14 protein-coding genes are annotated in these 18,251 nt (G+C 49.0%); 8 read left to right on the plus strand and 6 right to left on the minus strand.

Annotated elements, in window-relative coordinates:
* Positions 1-35: 35 nt before the first annotated feature.
* On the minus strand, positions 36-1,136 hold the full coding sequence (locus CF651_RS16760) for a sugar ABC transporter substrate-binding protein (RefSeq protein ID WP_094016009.1): 1,101 nt from the start codon (positions 1,134-1,136) through the stop codon (positions 36-38).
* Between the two features lie 326 nt (positions 1,137-1,462).
* Here CF651_RS16760 and CF651_RS16765 point away from each other — a divergent pair, with 326 nt between their 5' ends.
* The 3 genes from CF651_RS16765 to CF651_RS16775 all read left to right on the plus strand — a co-directional run bounded on the left by CF651_RS16765 (position 1,463) and on the right by CF651_RS16775 (position 3,639).
* Positions 1,463-2,782, plus strand: a complete 1,320-nt coding sequence (locus tag CF651_RS16765; protein ID WP_094016010.1) for a globin-coupled sensor protein — start codon at positions 1,463-1,465, stop codon at positions 2,780-2,782.
* A 186-nt stretch (positions 2,783-2,968) separates the two neighbouring features.
* Positions 2,969-3,241, plus strand: coding sequence for a hypothetical protein (locus CF651_RS16770; RefSeq protein ID WP_144029066.1), 273 nt, complete (start codon positions 2,969-2,971; stop codon positions 3,239-3,241).
* An 89-nt stretch (positions 3,242-3,330) separates the two neighbouring features.
* On the plus strand, positions 3,331-3,639 hold the full coding sequence (locus tag CF651_RS16775) for a hypothetical protein (protein ID WP_094016012.1): 309 nt from the start codon (positions 3,331-3,333) through the stop codon (positions 3,637-3,639).
* 312 nt (positions 3,640-3,951) lie between these two features.
* On the opposite strand, the gene CF651_RS16780 is transcribed toward CF651_RS16775, so the two are convergent.
* The 4 genes from CF651_RS16780 to CF651_RS16795 all read right to left on the minus strand — a co-directional run bounded on the left by CF651_RS16780 (position 3,952) and on the right by CF651_RS16795 (position 10,195).
* The gene (locus CF651_RS16780; RefSeq protein WP_094016013.1) at positions 3,952-4,833 is read right to left on the minus strand and encodes a carbohydrate ABC transporter permease; all 882 of its coding nucleotides are present in this window, start codon (positions 4,831-4,833) and stop codon (positions 3,952-3,954) included.
* Positions 4,834-4,867: 34 nt separating this feature from the next.
* Positions 4,868-5,770: an ABC transporter permease gene (locus CF651_RS16785; RefSeq protein WP_218827860.1), complete on the minus strand. Its 903-nt coding sequence runs from the start codon at positions 5,768-5,770 to the stop codon at positions 4,868-4,870.
* A 202-nt stretch (positions 5,771-5,972) separates the two neighbouring features.
* Positions 5,973-7,613 carry a type 2 periplasmic-binding domain-containing protein gene (locus tag CF651_RS16790; protein ID WP_094016015.1) on the minus strand — a complete coding sequence of 547 codons (1,641 nt, stop codon included), beginning with the start codon at positions 7,611-7,613 and terminating at the stop codon, positions 5,973-5,975.
* Positions 7,614-7,825: 212 nt separating this feature from the next.
* Positions 7,826-10,195 (minus strand): helix-turn-helix domain-containing protein, encoded by a 2,370-nt coding sequence (locus CF651_RS16795; RefSeq protein WP_094016016.1) that lies wholly within the window; start codon positions 10,193-10,195, stop codon positions 7,826-7,828.
* Positions 10,196-10,434: 239 nt separating this feature from the next.
* Here CF651_RS16795 and CF651_RS16800 point away from each other — a divergent pair, with 239 nt between their 5' ends.
* The 4 genes from CF651_RS16800 to CF651_RS16815 all read left to right on the plus strand — a co-directional run bounded on the left by CF651_RS16800 (position 10,435) and on the right by CF651_RS16815 (position 14,921).
* Complete coding sequence (locus CF651_RS16800) at positions 10,435-11,019, plus strand: hypothetical protein (protein WP_144029067.1); 585 nt, start codon at positions 10,435-10,437, stop codon at positions 11,017-11,019.
* A gap of 197 nt (positions 11,020-11,216) precedes the next feature.
* A complete protein-coding gene (locus CF651_RS16805) occupies positions 11,217-12,011 on the plus strand; it encodes an alpha/beta fold hydrolase (RefSeq protein WP_094016018.1) in 795 nt (264 codons plus the stop codon).
* Positions 12,012-12,276: 265 nt separating this feature from the next.
* On the plus strand, positions 12,277-13,674 hold the full coding sequence (locus tag CF651_RS16810) for a hypothetical protein (RefSeq protein ID WP_094016019.1): 1,398 nt from the start codon (positions 12,277-12,279) through the stop codon (positions 13,672-13,674).
* Positions 13,632-14,921: a tetratricopeptide repeat protein gene (locus CF651_RS16815; protein WP_094016020.1), complete on the plus strand. Its 1,290-nt coding sequence runs from the start codon at positions 13,632-13,634 to the stop codon at positions 14,919-14,921. Before CF651_RS16810 ends, CF651_RS16815 begins: the two co-directional genes overlap by 43 nt.
* Positions 14,922-15,007: 86 nt before the next feature.
* On the opposite strand, the gene CF651_RS16820 is transcribed toward CF651_RS16815, so the two are convergent.
* On the minus strand, positions 15,008-16,237 hold the full coding sequence (locus tag CF651_RS16820) for a helix-turn-helix domain-containing protein (RefSeq protein WP_094016021.1): 1,230 nt from the start codon (positions 16,235-16,237) through the stop codon (positions 15,008-15,010).
* A gap of 143 nt (positions 16,238-16,380) precedes the next feature.
* Here CF651_RS16820 and uidA point away from each other — a divergent pair, with 143 nt between their 5' ends.
* The gene (gene uidA, locus CF651_RS16825) at positions 16,381-18,180 is read left to right on the plus strand and encodes a beta-glucuronidase (RefSeq protein WP_094016022.1); all 1,800 of its coding nucleotides are present in this window, start codon (positions 16,381-16,383) and stop codon (positions 18,178-18,180) included.
* Positions 18,181-18,251: the final 71 nt, after the last annotated feature.

The raw sequence follows: 18,251 nt of genomic DNA on the forward strand, positions 1-18,251 counted from the left end.
AGGTCTATACGGAACGGACTTGTTAAGATGGATTATTACTTCGCGGCAGGCTTTTCCGCTTTCTTCAACCAGTCGGTATAGCCTTGCTCGCTTTTACCCCAGCCTTTGACATGATCGCTCAACTGAGCGGTCGAGATGGAAGTCGAAGGCAGCTGGTCTCTGGAGACGAATACCGGATCCAGAACAATTTTCTCAGGCGTTTGATCGCCATGAAGCTTTTGGTACAGATAACGAACCTGGATACGGCCGATGTCTTTCGGATCTACCGCAGCGGATGCAATCCACGGGCTCTTGGTGTCTTGAATCATTTGCAAATCTTCATCGCTCATATCGATACCGTATACTTTGATTTCTGTACGGCCGGCTTGCTGAATCGCACGGGAAGCGCCTTTGGCGAATTCATCCCAAGCAGCCCATACGGCTGTAATGTCGCCTTTATTTGGATACTTCTTCAGAATCGCTTCCATTTGTGCTTGTGTATCCAACGCTGTATTTTGCGAAGCGGCGCCGAAAGCGGCTACTTCTTTAATGTCCGGATTTTTGTCCATAAATGCTTTGTAAGCTACTTGTCTGCGTTCCATTGGCGCGAAGCCGGCTACCCAGATTTTCACGATGTTTCCTTTACCGCCGATATCTTTGCTAAGACGATCCAACGTTTGCTCGGCCATCTTCTGGTCGCCTTGCTCCAATACGCTTACGCCGGGAACCTTGATGTCCGCGTCAAACGCGATAACCGGGATTTTTTTCTCAAGCGCCTTCTTCACACCGGCTTCCAGCGCTTCCGCCGTACCGTGGTCAATCAGGATGCCGTCGAACTTTTGGTTGATAGCTGCGTCCAGGTGAGAGGACATTTTGGCCAAATCGCCTTCAGCCGTAAATACCGTAACTTTACCGCCCAGCTTCTCGACTTGCTCTTTCACGCCTTCAATGTACTGTGCAGAGAACGTACCCAGGTTGATTTGCATAATCAATGCAATCTTTTTATTGTCGAGCGATGTAGCGCCTGCAGCTGCTGAATCAGCCGGCTTGGCACCGCCGTCCTGCGGCTTCGCCTCGGGTTTGGCACCGCATGCTGCCAGAGCCAGGGCAAAAATAAGCATCAGCAAAAGCGGGATGCTGCGTTTGGATCGTTTCATTATCGTTTCTCCCCCAAATCTTCCGAAAATATAATTCCAATAAGTTTACTCGGTAATGATAGTTTACCATTAGTGCAAGTGTCGGTCAATGCTATTTTCATAGATTTCCGATAGAATTCGACAAAATTCGATGAATCTTGACTTGTCCGTTGTATATTTTAGCATAGCGCTTTTGGAAAAGAAATAATAACCCTATATTTTAGCTCTGTTTTAGCCGATAATGTTAATAGAATTGTAATAAATTTGCGGCTCAACAGGCTGACAAAAAAAGGATTCCTGCTGTAACATGAATACTAATATCCATACATTGAATAGGGGACTACACGATGAGCAAAACTCCTTTTGGCAAATGGTTCGGCAAGCAACCCACAGATTCAACCTCCCAGGACAAGCTTACGCTGAATCCGGTCGATGCATCAGAGATTAAACTACGTGTGGAGAAGGGCACCGAATTGGAGCTGCAGCTCAGTATGATCAACTTGACGGTAGATGATCTTCGAATGATGAAGGCGATTCAGCCTCTCGTACAGAAGCATATCGAATCCATTGTGGATTCCTTCTATAGCATTATTTTGACCGTACCCCATCTGGTTCGGATCATCGAAGACCACAGCAAGGTGGAACGGTTGAAAAAGACGCTGTCCATCCATTTGCTGGAGCTGTTCAGCGGGCAAATCGATGAGGCTTTTATCCAGAAAAGGCTGCAGATTGCCTCTGTTCACCAAAGAATCGGGCTGGAGCCGAAATGGTATATGGGTGCCTTCCAAAAGCTGCAAAGCACATTACTGGACATGCTTTACCAGGAGATCCCCAACAAAGAGGAGTATCTGTACGTTAGCAAGATCGTCATGAAGCTGTTGAATCTGGAGCAGCAGCTGGTTCTGGATGCATACGAGAAAGGGAATCTTCTTCAGCAGGAGCAGCAGCATGAGAAGTACCGCAAGGAGCTGCAAAGGGTTAGCCACGAGCTGGCTCACCTGACCGAAAGGACGAATGCGTCCATTCAGGAAATGGTCGCCAGCAGCACCGAGGTCAATCGCTCTTTTCTGAAAAGCATCGAGCAATCCCAAGGTACGCAGCAGCTGGCTGCAACCGGTCAAGATCACATGCTGCAGCTGACCGACCGGATCAGCAATATTCACAGCAGCACGGCCCAAATGTCGGAAGCGGTGGTTCAGCTCCAGGATTTCTCGAACCAGATCAAAGGCATTGTAGCGGTCGTTGAAGACATTGCGAATCAGACGAAGCTGTTATCACTGAACGCTTCTATTGAAGCGGCACGGGCCGGAGAGCATGGCAAAGGCTTCGGTATCGTTGCGAACGAGGTTCAGAAGCTGTCCGAGACGACGAAGCAGACAGTCGTGCAAATCATTGAGCTTGTCGCTCAGTCCAATCATTATAACGAAACAGTGAGCGCTTCCATTCGGGAGGTGCAGACGAGCGTAGCGACAGGGCAGAAGGAAGCGGCGCGTACAGGAACGGTATTCGAGGGGATTATGGATTCTATGAATACGAACATTCAAGAAGCCAAGCGGGTAGAAGCCGAGATGGAATCACTGATCAAGATCATCGAGGAGATCGGCGACGCCGCGTCCAAGGTAGCCGTAACGGCAGAGAATTTGAAGCTAACGTCGGAAAGTAAATAGCCATACTTGTAGAACCGGAGGGAGAACGCCCCTTCGGTTTTTTATTTAAAGCGGTCGCACCTCTACCGCAATGCCTCGATAGAGGTTTTCTTATCAACAATAAAAGTCACAAGTTGACAACAGCATTCGAGCGTATTTTTACTAGATACTTGATAACCTTAACTAAAGAGATTCATAGGAGGGCTGATGAAGATGCTTGAAGAGGTCGGTGTTTATGCTGTGGCTGTTGGCTTGATTGGCATCATGCTTGTTCTTTGCATAGATGTGATAAGAAGGAACCGTCATATCGTTCAATCCTTTTCAAGAGAAGCCGTGCAAACGGCTGAAGGGCCGGCTGCGGACAACGAGCTTCAACAGGTGTATCCTCCCTATATCGATTGCAGCAAAGACTTCGCCAAGCAATATTTATCACATCACTCCGTGGACATGGACCCCCTGGCTCAAAAGCAAGGCGCTTAAGAAGACACCTCGTCTAAAAGCCGGGTGTATAAGCAGCGGGGCGGTCAGCATTGTTATGAAAAAAATGGGATGCAGAAAGGTGATGAGTTATGCAAATCAAAAAGAAAACCGATATTGACGCCGTTTTGGATAATTTTTCGTCTTTTGCACAATGGGATGCCCTTGGGAAGAAGCAGTACTTCGTGTTTCCTGACCGCAAGCGGGGAGGTCAATGGACACTAATGCATTATTCCGGCGATACGTTCAGCGTGCATGGTCTGGGCGAGGATTATCGGGATGAGGAGGAGCAATTTTTCGAGGAACGCCAAAGCATTATCTCCTTCCTTTGGGATCACCGTTCCGCCTTTAACAGTGCCGTGAAGCTAGTAATGGAGAAAGAACTGTCAATGAACTCCTAGACTTTCTTGACATTATAGCGAATTAATAAAATTTCGGGGTGGAACGTGCCTTCCACCCTGTTTGTGTTTTTGGTAACAAAGCACAGAGTAGAACGGAGGGAGTCCGGTGTGGGGTGGAGGAGCGGAGCGTCCGCCTTTGAAACTTGTGTTCTACGCTGCTTGGTTGGATTCAAGGAACACAAGTTTCAACAGCGGCCGGAACCCACACAGGAGTCCCTCCCCCACGCACAAACGTATAAGCTTCACCTAAGGACGCCGCAAGGCGTTTTTCTCAGTGTGTTAAAGCGCTTGGATACAGTGATGCCGGAACGCTCAGCCCTTCAATGCTCCGATCATGACGCCTTTCACAAAATACTTTTGCACGAACGGGTACACGAGCAGAATCGGCACCGTCGCCACCATAATGGTCGCATATTTGATCGTCTCGCCGATTTGGAACTGGTCCCCGGCGCTGGCGCCTGCGGACATATTGTCCGTCGAGTTGGCAATCAAGATTTCACGCAAAACGAGCTGCAGCGGGAAGAGGCTGCGATCCTTCAGGAAGATGGATGCCCAGAACCATCCGTTCCATTTTTCAACGGCATAATACAGAATCATCACCGCGATAACCGGCATCGATAAAGGGAGAATGATCCGGAATAAAATGGTGAAATGGTTTGCACCGTCCATTTTGGCGGACTCCTCCAGACTGTCGGGGATGGCCATGAACGCCGTACGCATAATGATCAAGTTAAAGGTGCTGATGGCAAAAGGAACGATAGTGGACCACAGCGAGTCGACGAGCCCGACATTTTTGACGACGAGGTAGAGGGGAATCAAGCCGCCGTTGAAAAACATCGTAAATACGATGACGAAAATAAACAATTTGTTCCACATCACATTTTTGCGGGACATGACATAGGCGCCGAGCGCCGTAAGGAACAGATTGATAATGACGCCGAAGAAAAGGATGAAGAGCGTATTCCGATAGCCGGTCAGGATGCTTGGATTTTTGAAAACGCTCTCGTAAGCGGCGATGCTGTAGCCTAGCGGCTTCCAAAGCAAGCCTTTATAGCGGACTAGCTCCGTAGCGTCACTGATCGAGGCGAAGGCTACATATAAAAGCGGATACAGCGTGACCACGACAAGCGCTAGCAGAGCCAGATGGATCACAAGGTCAAACGTTTTTTCCGAAAGGCTGGCTTGTTTGTTCATTGCGGTTCACTCCTATCTTCATAAGCGTTGGTTTTTACCATAAGCTGCTTTCGTTTACTTTACGGCTAATCCGGTTGGCGGCAATCAGCAGAATGAGATTGAAAATGGAATTGAATATGCCCACCGCGGTACTGTAGCTCCAGTTTAATTCCAGCAAGCCTTTACGGTAAACGAAGGAAGAGATGACATCGGCCGTATCATAGGTGACCGGATTGTAGAGCAGGATGATTTTCTCAAAGCCAACATTCAGCATGTTCCCCATCCGCAAAATGAACATGATCGAAATGGTCGGCATGATACCGGGAAGGGTAATGTACAATATTTGCTTCCAGCGGCTTGCACCGTCCATTCGGGCAGCCTCATACTGCTCTTGATCGATACTCATGAGCGCTGCAATATAGATAATCGACTCCCAGCCGATTTTTTGCCAAATTTCGGAGATGACATAGATGGAACGGAACAGCTCCGGCTTCTGGAGCATCGCTTTCCCGTCCCCGCCGAGGAAGGTAACCAAGGTATTGATGATTCCGTCGCTATTGGTGAAGTCCTTGATCATCCCGCAAATAACGACCAGTGAAATAAAATAAGGCATGTAGGTTACCGTTTGAACGAACCGCTTGAACACCTGATTGCGGACCTCGTTAATGAGGAGCGCCAAAATAATAGGCATCGGAAACTCAAAGCAGAGGGTGTAGACGCTGATGAGCAGCGTATTTTTAAGAATCCTCCAGAAATAGTAGGTGCTGAAAAAATCGTAGAAATGCTTCAGACCGACCCAGTCGCTTCCCCAAATCCCTTTCATCGGGGCATAGTCCTTAAACGCGATGACTGCGCCAATCATAGGGCCGTAATGAAAAATAGCGTAATAAATAATGACGGGAATCATCATGACGTACAAATATTTGTTCAGTAAAAAATCTCTTTTGAACCGTTGCATGAAAGTGTTCTTTCTCGTTTGTGCAATGCCTTTGGCTTGCTGCAGCGGCATGGTTTTGTCCATCTCGTTCCCTCCTTCCGTGGATTGAAGCGTAAAGTCCCGGTGAACGCCTCGGCTGATGTGGGCGAATTGTCCCTATGGTGGCCGAAGCGATCACCGGACTTTTTAGTATATGGAGGGGGAGGGCCCCCTCCGGGTCAGATTAGCGTTTGTTATAGCGCTCCAACGCCGCCTTTTGAATGGCAAGGGCACGATCGAGCTTAAGCTGCTTCATTTTATCCTGATATTTGTCGAAGCTGTCCAGCGGTTCGGTGCCAAGAATAATTTTGAGCGTCATTTCGTCGACCAGTGTGTTCACATCGGTCATAATTTTCGCAAACTCCGAGCTTTCCTCCGGTGTCGGCGTAATTGGAGGCAGCTTATGCTTCGCCACGTCCGTCTTTTGCCATACAGTAATGGCATCACGCTGTGTTTGCAAAGCCAGATATTGCTCGAGATAGCGTTTGTCCTGAACGAACGGCCCGTTGTAGTTAGCGCGTACATACTTGGACATTGCTTGGGCAGGCGCCAGCTTATCCGGGTTTTTCATTAACAGATCGGTATACTTCGGATAGCCGTTTTCCATTTTGTAGCTAACGCCCTCTTGCCCGAAGTTAAAGTACATGTGACCTTCTTCGCTGTAGCCGTAGTCCAGCATTTTGGCGACCAGCTCCACATTTTTGGACGTAGCGGTGATCGCTACCATGCCGCCAGGGGAGAACGGCTGATCCAATTGTCCGAAGAAGGCGGTGTCGCCTTTCTTGGCAACAGGGTACGGTGCAGCAACCAGCGTAGCCTTCGGATCTTTGGCTTGGACGAGCGGCTGCCATTTGCCGATCCCGCCGCCTGCGTTACCGACCGTTGAGCCCGTTGCGCCGGAAGCGATGTTCGAATCCCAGGCTTTCGTATCGATGGTGGCGATGTTTTTATCCAATAGGCCGTCGGCGTACCAGCTGCGGAACAAGGCAAGGAATTCCTTATAGCCTTTTTCGGCAGGACCGAATTTAATATCGGAGCCATCGAGATAGAAGTCGCGTGTGACACCGAACGCGCCCATGAACGGACCGTTGTTGAAATCATTAAATACGCGCGGTACGCTGTTGGCCGTGAATGGAGCCGTAGCGCCTTTCTTTTCTTTAAATGCTTTCAGCATAGCTGTCCATTCGTCAATCGTCGCAGGCATAGGGATGCCCAATTCATCGAGCCAGTCTTTGCGTACAATCGGCCCCTGGTATACCATCAAGGATTGGTCGCCGCGGATAAATGGAAAGGCATAATAGCTGCCGTTATCCGTTTTGACCATTTTGTCCACATCCGGATGCTCCTTTAAATATTTCTTCAAATTCGGAGCGTATTTGTCGATGACATCGTTCAATTTCAGAATGTAGCCGTCCTTGATCGCTTTCTCCGGTCCGCCCGGGAAATCATCCTTGAAGTTGAATTCGATCATGTCCGGCAGGTCACCCGAAGCGAGCAGCACGTTCAGCGTTTGCTTCGCTTGTCCCGTAGCAGGGGCAGTGAACTTGATGTTGACGCCGGTTCGTTTTTGCCATTCCTGGAAGAATGGGGTTTCACTATGGGAAGCTGTCACCCCGGTAAGGTTGCCTGGAAGCTCTCCCCAATACGTAACGGTTTTGTCTGATTTCATAGGATACGTTGTTGCGGCTGCGGGTGTATTCGATTTGTCGGGAGTCTTGTTGTCAGATGCTGCATCCGGAGCTTTCGTTGTACATGCGACCATCAGACCGCTCATCATCGTGGTTGCAAGCAATACGGGGACGAGTTTCTTGTTTCCTCTGTTCATAGATTAAGACCTCCTGATATGTCCGGTTCAGCCGGTTGATCTGTATGAGTTGACCTCATGCCCTAATCATATGTTAACGCTTACAAAAAAGGAATCTTGAATATCGCCAAAGGCATCTTCAATTCCTTGAAACCGCATTCAAAACCTCCAAAACGATCGTCAAAACCTCCAAAACAGGGACAAACAAGCAGAAAAAAACCGCGTATCCGCGGCTATTCCTCCAGCATTTCTTTATATTTACCCGGGGTGATGCCCTCGTATTTTTTGAAGGTACGGATAAAAGCATTGACGTCGTTAAAACCGACGGCCCCCGATACTTCCGTAATGCTCTTCTTACATTGCCGGATCGATTGCTTCGCCTTCTCAATCCTCGTCTTGTTAATGAAATCGAGAAGCCCTTCGCCGGTATAGTCTTTGAACAGCTTGGACAAGTAGGTCGGCTTCATGTCAAAATGATTTCCGATCATCGAAATGTTCAGATTGGAATCGGTGTACTGCTCATGAATAAAAGCGGTGACCCTGCCGACCAGCTCATGCAATGTTTGCTGTCTGGATTCCTGAATATTTTGCTGGCGCTTGCTGCTCGTATACTCGCATACCTTGCGCAAAAGCCCAGTCATTTGCTCCTGCATGTCATGGACCGTTTCACAGGAGGTCAGCCGCTCGATCCGTTTCGGGTTCTGGAATAAGAAGCTTTCCTGGCCGTCCCCGATTTCACTGACGGTTTTCATCATCGTGCTGACCAAATCCAGCATCAAGCACCTGGCGATGGCGACGGATACGCCGGTACGGTTTAGGTTGCGCCCGATAATCTCGTCGAGCTTTTCCTTGGACCGGTCGAAATCCCCGATTTTGACATAATTGATGAGCTGCTGCTCTTCCTGAAGCGGATAGTAATAAACAACCTCCTCTTCTTCGGAGCCGGCCTGATGAATTTCCTCGTAGGACAGTATTTCTTTGCTGCCCATCACGAGCTTGTATTCCATGGCATCCAACGCTTCCGTGTAGGCTTTGGGAATGCCAAGCATGCCGGTATGGATCGAGCTGATGGACAGCGTCAGATGAATATGGTAATGGCTGGCCAAAAAAGCTTGCGCTTCCTTCGCAATCCGCAGCAGATCCGCTTTGCGGTCCTCAGCTTCCGTCTGCCGGAAGTTGACGAGGCAGGCCAATGCCTGATCGACCTCCGTTACGAAGCCGCGGTTGTGCTGTGCCGTAAGCTCCTCGACCACATTGCTGACGATAAATTGCAGCAGTCTTTGCTTGTCGCCCGGCTCCATCCCTTCATACCGCTCATGGAACGGTGCGCTTGCTTCCACATAGAGCATAATGACAGCGAAGTCGTTGGAATCCATCTTCATGTTAAAGGTTGTCAGCGACTCCGCAATCGGGATTTGGCTGTCAATCCGCCCTTTCATCAGGCGTGCGATAAAATTCAGCCGCAGCGTCTGCTGCTGGCTTTTCATCCGGTCCATAATTTTATCCATCTCATTCAAGGTGCTTCCGATCGCCTGCTCGATAAAATGAAATTCGTTAAGCCCCTTGCCGTAGCTCAGATTCGATTTACCGGAGAAGGTTTGAACGAGACGGCGGACCGGGTTATAGTTTTTACGCAGGAAAAAGTACGTCAGCACGCTGCCGCCCAGCAGACTGACGAGAATGCTCACATACGTCAGGTTCCGGACGTGCTCCGCCTTTTTCCAGTACAGGCTGCTTGGAATCATGGAAATATATTTCAGGCCGGAGCCTGCCGATTGAATGGTTTGCACCTCATACTTCGTGCCGTTCGGCATGTAATAAAAAAAGTTCGTTTCGCTCGACAGCTTGTCGAATGGAAAATTGCCGGGCAGCGCTTCCTCCGAGTTGGAGATCAAAACCTCATTGTCCCGGTTCAAAATGAGTACATGTCCTTTATTGAACAGCTCCACATTCTGGATGGAGGACAAAATTCTCGATTGATCCAGCATGATGACATTGGTAGCCACGGCCTCCGGCTTGTCCGAGGGGAATGTACTAATGTAGGCAGCCGTTTTGCGCAGCTTGCCTTCTTCGTCAATGCGGACCATCGGCAGGAAGCCTTTGAAATTTTTGCGGCTTACAATCGAGCTCCACTTGCTAAAGGGAAACGAGGGATCGGCATGCAGCGTTTGGTAAGCGAAGGCTGCATCGCGCAGCGTACTGGGCAGTACCACGGTACCGCTGGCCGGCAGGCTCATATAAAATAAATCGACCGTCGAATAGGCGGATTTGTACAGTTTGAAATCCTGCGTGAGACGGTACAGGTCATACGTATATTCATTGGGAGAGGAAACGTATTTGTTGGAGCTGAGAAGCTCCTGAACCTGCAGATTCCACGTCAGCTCGAAATTCAGCCGTTCCACGGCTTGATAATAGTTGTCCATAATCTCCCGGACTTGCTTGAGCAGTGAATTGTTCGCCTGATTAATCTCGCTCTCCAACGTTTCGCTGGATTGCATATACACGATGATACTGATCAAGACAGGGAGAAGGAGGATGGCCAAATAGGAAAAGAGCCAAGTCAAAACAATGCTTCGACGATTGATCATGTTGTTCAGAATCAAGGGGATCTCCTCCTTTGAGGCAAATATCCGTAAAAGACCCGGGGACGTGCATACGCTTACAACCTAGTCAACCTTATTTTACATGGTCTTACAGAAGGAGTACACCGGAAATTGTCATGAATGGGCAACTTTTTTAACTAGCATGGTAAAGTTTACCATATGGATTGTGCGATTTATCCCCCTTTTTCCTGAAACCTTTTCCGAAAGCATGCCGTCTAAAGGCGTTTATTATCGCCAAATTGAACGGCTTGAACATCCCCGCGGATGTGGATCCGAATGCAACGATTACGCAGGAGCAATATGCTGACCTGCTCATCCATGCGATGGATACGAAGGGGACATTTCCCGTGATCGAGATGCTGATCCTGCTTACGGATGAGGACCAAGTCAGCCCGACTTCCATGAACAGTGTCCAGCGTATATATTTGCACGGCATTGCCAAGCTGGATGAGAAGCAAATGGCTTATCCGAAACGGGAAATGAGCCGCGGAGAGGCCGCCGTTTGGCTCCACAACGCGATCCAATTCGTAGAGACACACACAGCACAGAAGCCCGAGCCGCCTGTGGAGCGGGGAGAGGTGGCGGTTGCCGTGGAGCGGGTCAACGACGACGTCAACAAGGTGACGCTGACCCGTCAAATGCCAAGCCCGGGCTACGGCTTTGCCATTACAGACAATCGCTTCAAGGACGACGGCACGGCCGTTATTGCGTATTCTGTCTCGGAGCCGAAGCCGGGAATGCTCTATCCCCAGGTGCTTACTGAAGCCAAAGCGGAAACTTACATTTCCTCAAAATACAAGCCGGTGGCGGCACAACTCCGGTAAGCTTTTTGTCTAAGGAGCCGAAGAGCGTAGACCCGGCCGTCGGCTCTACGGGGTTTCCGATTCAATAATCCAGGCGTTGTGGCATAGGTCTTGTTTCAAGACGGTGCCTCTTTTTTTGGGAAACCATGTAGCTTTGGATAGAGAATTGGGTATATAGTAAGATATACTTTATTTTCCTGCGAAAAGGAGCTGTAACCATGGCAAAACAGAAGGTTTTACTGGAAGGTGTCGAGCTGGCTTATCAACAACAAGGTCAGGGAACAACGGTTCTCCTGCTGCACGGCTTCTGCGGGAGCTCCGCTTATTGGGACAAGGTGCTGCCGCTCCTCCCGGACGATATACGCGTGATCGCGCCGGATTTGCGCGGCCATGGCGACTCTTCGTCGCCGGACGGTACGTATACGATGGAAGTGTTCGCCGCGGACATCGTTCAGCTGATCGGCAAGCTGGATGCCGGCAAAGCGATCGTGCTCGGACATTCCCTTGGCGGCTACGTTACTCTGGCGCTGGCGGACAAGCAGCCTGAGCTGCTGAAGGCGTTCGGTCTTATTCACTCGACCGGATTTCCGGACAGCGAGGAGGGCAAGGCGGGCCGGTTGAAAGGAATTCAGACGATTCAGGAAAAAGGGCTGCCGGCGTTCATCGAAGGCCTGATTCCGAAGCTGTTCGCTCCGGCTCATTTGGAGTCGATGCCTGAGGCGGTGCAGGAAGCCAAGCGTATCGGGCTCAGCACGAGTCCCCAAGGAGCTATGGCTACGCTGGAAGGGATGCGTACCCGTCCAGACCGCAATGACGTGCTGAAGCAGGCGAAGCAGCCGGTGCTGCTCGTCGCGGGCGAGCACGATCAGATCATCCCTGCAGAGCGTACCTTTGTCGTCGACGGCGGCAGCGTGTCGCAGCGGAAGATCGACGAGGTCGGTCATATGAGCATGATGGAGAACCCGAAGGCGCTGGCGGATGCTATTGTTGCGTTTGTGCGTAGTTTGGGGTAAAACCGGTAGTCACCGGAACAACGGTAACGTACATGATGACGCAGCAGGCAGGACGAGGCTGACGGTAAAGGGTTTAAGAGGAGCCGGAGGATCGGCTCCTTTTTGTTTGTCTTCGACTCCTGAAGGAGTCGTTTTTTGTTAATGCTATACAAATATCCCAGAACCAGATATTATATTTACCGTATATATCCAAGGAACGAGGAGCTGACGATTGGCGGGGTTCGTCAAGAACCGGCACGCCAATATGGATGAAGGGGTATGATCGATGCTGACGGCAGATGAACCATTGGAGAAAATTCATGAAATCATTTATCGCAATTTACATGATACGTTAAGGCTGCTGAACAAAAGGCTTCATCTCAAAATGTACGCGGTGCTGTACGACGAGAACGATTCTTATCGGGACACAATTCGTGTGAGGAAGACCGTGTCGGATTCCAATCAAACCGGGTATAACGTCAACCAAGAAAGCATTGAAGACTTTGCTCACATGTTTCGGGAGCTGTCGATAGAGAACAAATATGAGAAGGATGCAGCTGCGCTCCGTTCGGGGATTAAAGATTTGCTCAATCAGGAGAAAGGAATGTACCGTTCCAAGACGCAGGAGCCGGACGAGAACGAAGGGGCGGCCGGTGAGCGGGAAACAAAGGACAAGGGATCTGCCAAATCGAATGATTTTACGATTTTTTATGCTAGTGAAGTTGAACTGAGAAGCATTGAAAATGCTGGTTTCGCCATTTATGTACTGGAAATTCGTAATTTGGATGAGATGTCCGTAGGGTTATTTTACAGACAGCCTCAGTTTTCATTTTTGCGCATGCTCCTGGATTATTTCTTTATTGACTACTTTAAGAAAAACTTTCAAACAAAATATAACGAGAATCATACTCAATTCGCACGGAGAATGTCTCGTATGTTCATGGGCAAGCTGAACAACTTTCTCCAAGACGGTTGTATCCTTGCTGAATCCGGGTCCTTTGACAATGCTATTAATCCCGCTTATTACATTCATGATTTGCAGGAAAAAATCGACGATATCTCCACCCAGACCTACGAGGGAAGTTCTCCTTTCGGAAGCATTGTTTTTTGCCAGCGGAATCTCATTACGGAGAAAGGGCAGCAGCGAATCCAGTTCGCTATCAAATTTATCGATGAAGATAAGATTAAACTGGAGGATGCCAAACGGATCCGGAAGCTGCTTGAGTTAACAGATGCGAAGAAAGAGTTGTATTTAATTGCGGACCATCAGTTTGTGTACGGATTGGGTAAAGTGGACTGGGGAAAAATGAAGGAACATTTGACTTTACGAGTCGAATTCAGGGGCTTATCGCACTATGAGCTTCAGCTTATTCGATTGGATGAAAGCTACCAGAAAAATGGATATGTTTTATTTGATGGAGATAACAAGATTTATCAGACGCAGGCACTACTGAAGGCCGATTGCTTGTTAGCTGTTTCTTTTAAAAACCCTAGGCTTGGAGAGGACGGCTATTCACCGCAAAAGCTTCGCAATCTGCTGCGTTCCCAGTTTTTTGACGGCAAGCAGAGTATGGATAGCGATAGAGCCATTGACAAGCTGGAAAACATTATTCGAAGGCCAAGGAGCAGAAACACGGGACGATGGTCGTCATTACAGAGGAAGTGGTGGCACGCTCCGAGCTAGGTACATTGAAAAAACAATCCACACTTATCGAGCCTGGGGAAATTCATGCGGATTACATCAAGCATCTTACATCTATCGATGGCGCCATTTATTTTGACGTTCATGGGGCTTGCCACGGTATCGGGGTCATTTTGGACGGAATTGCCGCTCCAGGTTACGGGGACGCAAGTCGCGGGGCGCGGTTTAATTCGGCACACCGTTATTTGGCCAAGTTGAAAAGCCTGGAGGAACCTGTTCCTTGTGTCATCGCAATCATTTCCGAGGATGGCATGGTGAATTTGATTCCGGAGCTGGACAACGAGGATAAAATATTTGAGTTGGTTCAGGAAATTATCGATATTATTAATAAACAGGACAAGTCTTCAGAAATCGAGCTATCTTTGAAGGAGAAAGAACTGCAAGGTTTTGAAGCGGTGGATTATCATCTATATTTCAAAATTGCTAGAGCTTTTTTTCGTAAGAAAATATACGCCAAATCTGTGGAATATTGTGAATTGGCATTCCGATGTGCCGGGGAGCAGCATTTTGTATTGGCGGAATACCATAATCTCCAGGGAGATTGTCATTATTTTCTTGATACACCAGAACATTTTGAAGAAGCGATTTTTTGTTACCAGCAAGCAGTGCATTTAACGAAGAAGCCGGAAGAATTGTTTACTTATTATAAGAATTTAGGTTATGCACATAATGCGCTCCGGAATTTGTACGCCAAAAGCGATAAGGACAAGTATGTAAACGCAATGAATCAGGTAATTCAAGCTATAAATACCGCTGAGGAAATTGCTGTGGAACACGACCTTGGTACGTTATCAGCCTATTGCTTTAATATTCGAGGGCTGAGTCAGGATTTATTGGGTAGAGAAACGGCTATTAAGGATACGAAGCGCCAACACCGGTTAAAGGCTATTGAAGATTACTCCAAGGCTATTGAACTTATTGGGGATAATAGTGTCTATTATTGGAATCGTGCCTTAACTTTTCAACAATTGAGTATGAATAAAGATGCAATCGATGATTTCATTCAGGCTGAGTTTTTGTCTACCGATCAAAAGTATTTAGAGGCAATTGATGACTTGCTGAAAAAAAATCACGATTTGTGGCCACAGGCAGTTAAGTTTTATCATGAACATAAAGAGCAGTATGATGAACGTGCGGAGCTGGCTGAGCTGATAGGAAATTATGAGCAGAGCCTGAAGGAGCAAAACCAAGAGGTTCCTGAGGTTGCTCCCGCTAAGGAAGAACCATAATATTTCGCTAAGAAGCAGAGAAGCTTCGGCTCTCTGCTTCTTTGATGTGCACGATTAGAAGGATCGCGTCAAACAATCGTCCTCAGCTACCGCTCCCTGTACTCCCGCGGCGTCATGCCCTCCAGCCGCTTGAAGACACGGGCGAAGTAGCCCGCATCCTCGAAGCCGACATATCCCGCGATCCAATCGATGGAGGCGCGCTCTTTTTGCAGCGCATGCTTAGCTTCCGTAACCCGCTGTTTATTCAGATAATCGGTCAGTGTCAACTTGGTTTCCTTCTTAAACTGCCGGGACAAGTGGGATGGATGAACATGACAGCGGGCGGCTAACCATTTTAAATCCAAAGGCTTTCGGTAATGGACACCGAGATACTGCATCGCTTGTTGAACGAGAGGGGAATAGCCGCCGACGGAGCGTTCCTTGACCAAATCGCAATACGCTTCATGCATGGTGGCACTTAAGGCGGCAAGGGTGCCGATATTGTCGGATCGTTCGATTTGCTTCGAAAATTTCTCGGACAACCGGTGAATGTAGTAAGGGGGCACATTCCCGTTCCTGGCCGCCACACGTAACAGTGTGTTCAAGACGATCAGCATATTGCGGAATGCCCGGATCGGCTGATTCGGCAATCGTTCGGAGAAGTCATATAAGTTTTTGGCATACTTGCTCCTCTCTCTCACTTGTTGCTTATCCCCTTTTTGTACAGCATGCATCATCTCATTCTCCAGCTTGTACCTAAGCTCTATGAGCTCTGCGTTGTTCCCGCCAGCCTGCGACAACAGCAGGTTTGCCGGATGGGCAGTGTCTTTAGTCCGGGATCCAGTCGCATCCTCGTCCGCCGCCTCTACATAACGGAGCTGGGCATGCCGAATCGAGTCAGCCTGCTTCAGGATACTTGCGATACTCTGAATTTTGGCGCTGCTGATCAGCTTCAAATGTCGGTAGTAATCCTGCAGCTGGGCAAATTGGCTCGCATTTCCTTGCAATCGGCTATCGATCGGATGAAGGTCCGGGATTTGCTTCAAGAAGGGGCCAATGCACACGATCCGATCCGGCTCTCCTTCGTTTCGATATAAAGCCGATACATACGAAAGCCCCCATGCATTGGTATACAAGCAGCAGGAATCCGGGCTCTGCAACGTTTCCGCACAGAGCCTGCGAAAGTCTTGGCCCTGTCCGTTCAGCAGCATATCCGGGAGCCCATCACGTTCATGCAGCAAAAGGATAGCTCCGTTCGAATCCAAAAGTACCGTATTCATATCGAGAATATGAAACAAGGTCATGGTGGTATTTGCGGCTTGGAGCGGGAGGGTCACAAGCGTTCACTCCTTTTTCATCATGTATATAAAATCCTGATTATGCTAATTGCGTCCTTCTTGTTTGCGTTCAATCCCAGTATAATCGGTCATGTAACCACTTACAAGCTGGTATGATATTGGAAATAGGGAGTGCTGCAACCATGCTGTATCCGATTGTAACCGAATCCAGAGCAATAATTGATTTGAATGGCATTTGGAATTTCAAGCTGGACACAGGAAACGGCTTCGAGCATCAGTGGTACGCCGCCAAGCTTACGGAAACGATACCGATGACGGTCCCATCCTCTTATAATGATCTGGGGGTGACGTCCGAGATCCGCAATCATGTAGGCTGGGTTTGGTATGAAAGGGAGTTTCACGTACCGGGTTTATTTCATTCTGAGCGCATGGTGCTGCGTTTCGGCTCGGCAACGCATACCGCGAAGGTATATGTGAATGGTCAGCTCGTCATGGAGCACCAAGGAGGCTTTACGCCTTTTGAAACGGAAATCAACGGCTTCCTGGTCCAAGGTAAAAACCGTTTAACCGTAGCTGTAAACAACATTGTGGACGAAACGACGCTCCCGATAGGGAATTATATTGAAAAAGACGTTCCGGGCTTGGGGAAGGTGAAGCGTAATCATCCGAACTTTGACTTCTTTAATTACGGAGGGCTGCACCGGCCCGTCAAAATTTATACGACTCCACAAACCTACATCCGAGATATAACCATCGTGACGGATTTGGATGAACTGACCCGATATGTCCATTATGAAGTGGACATGGCCGGAGAGGGCGAGGTGGAAGTCACGGTTCTGGATGAAGACGGCCGCTCCGTTGCCTTCATGAAAGGGCCGCAAGGTACAATCCGTATGGACCATGCCGTCCTGTGGGAGCCGTTGAACGCTTATATGTATTCGTTGAAGGTAGATGTGGTCCGGGGAGTAACGACCATCGATACGTATGAGCAGCCTTTCGGGGTCAGGAAGGTGGAGGTGAGGGACGGGAAATTTCTCATCAATGGGAAGCCTTTTTATTTCAAGGGCTTCGGCAAGCATGAGGATGCTCCGATCCACGGGCGGGGACTGGATGAAGCGGTGAATGTCATCGATTTTCGGCTGATGAAATGGATTGGCGCCAATTCATTTCGCACCTCCCATTATCCCTATTCAGAGGAGCTCATGCGGCTGGCAGACCGGGAGGGCTTCGTCGTCATCGATGAAGTGCCGGCTGTAGGGCTGCATCTGAACTTTATGGCTGCCTTGTTCGGCGGCGCGCCGAGGAGGAAAACCTGGGAAGAGCTGAAAACACAGGAGTCTCATCGGACGGTGATCGAGGAGCTTATTGCAAGGGATAAAAATCATCCATGTGTCGTCATGTGGTCCATTGCGAATGAACCGGCATCCGAGGAAGAGGGAGCCTACGAATATTTCGAGCCGCTGGTGCAGACTGCAAAGCGCTCCGATCCGCAGCATAGGCCTGTCACGATTGTCACCTATATCAAGTCGACACCGGAAGCGTGCAAGGTTGCCGAGCTCGTTGATGTGCTTGCTCTCAATCGGTATTACGGCTGGTATGTCGACGGTGGCGATTGGGAGGCTGCGCAGGCGAAGCTTCGTCAGGAGCTCGATGGGTGGCTCAAGCGCTGTCCGGGCAAGCCGATCATGATGACTGAATATGGTGCCGATACGATTGCAGGCTTACATGATGTCGACCCGCTTATGTTCACCGAGGAATTTCAAGTGGAGTACCTGCGCGCCAATCATGAAATATTCGATCGGTGCAGTCATTTTGTTGGAGAGCAGGTTTGGAATTTTGCCGATTTCAATACGAGCCAGGGGATTATTCGGGTACAAGGGAACAAGAAGGGAATTTTCACCAGGGATCGGAAACCGAAGTATGCCGCCCATGAGCTGCGCAAAAGATGGCTGTCCATTCCGGACTTCGGATACAAGCAGTGAACGAAGAATTGGATGAATAAAGCGGATGACATCCAAATAAATGGAAAAAAACACTGACATAGGGCTGTCAG

It is taken from the genome of Paenibacillus rigui (assembly GCF_002234615.1).
Lineage (GTDB): Bacteria > Bacillota > Bacilli > Paenibacillales > NBRC-103111 > Paenibacillus_S > Paenibacillus_S rigui.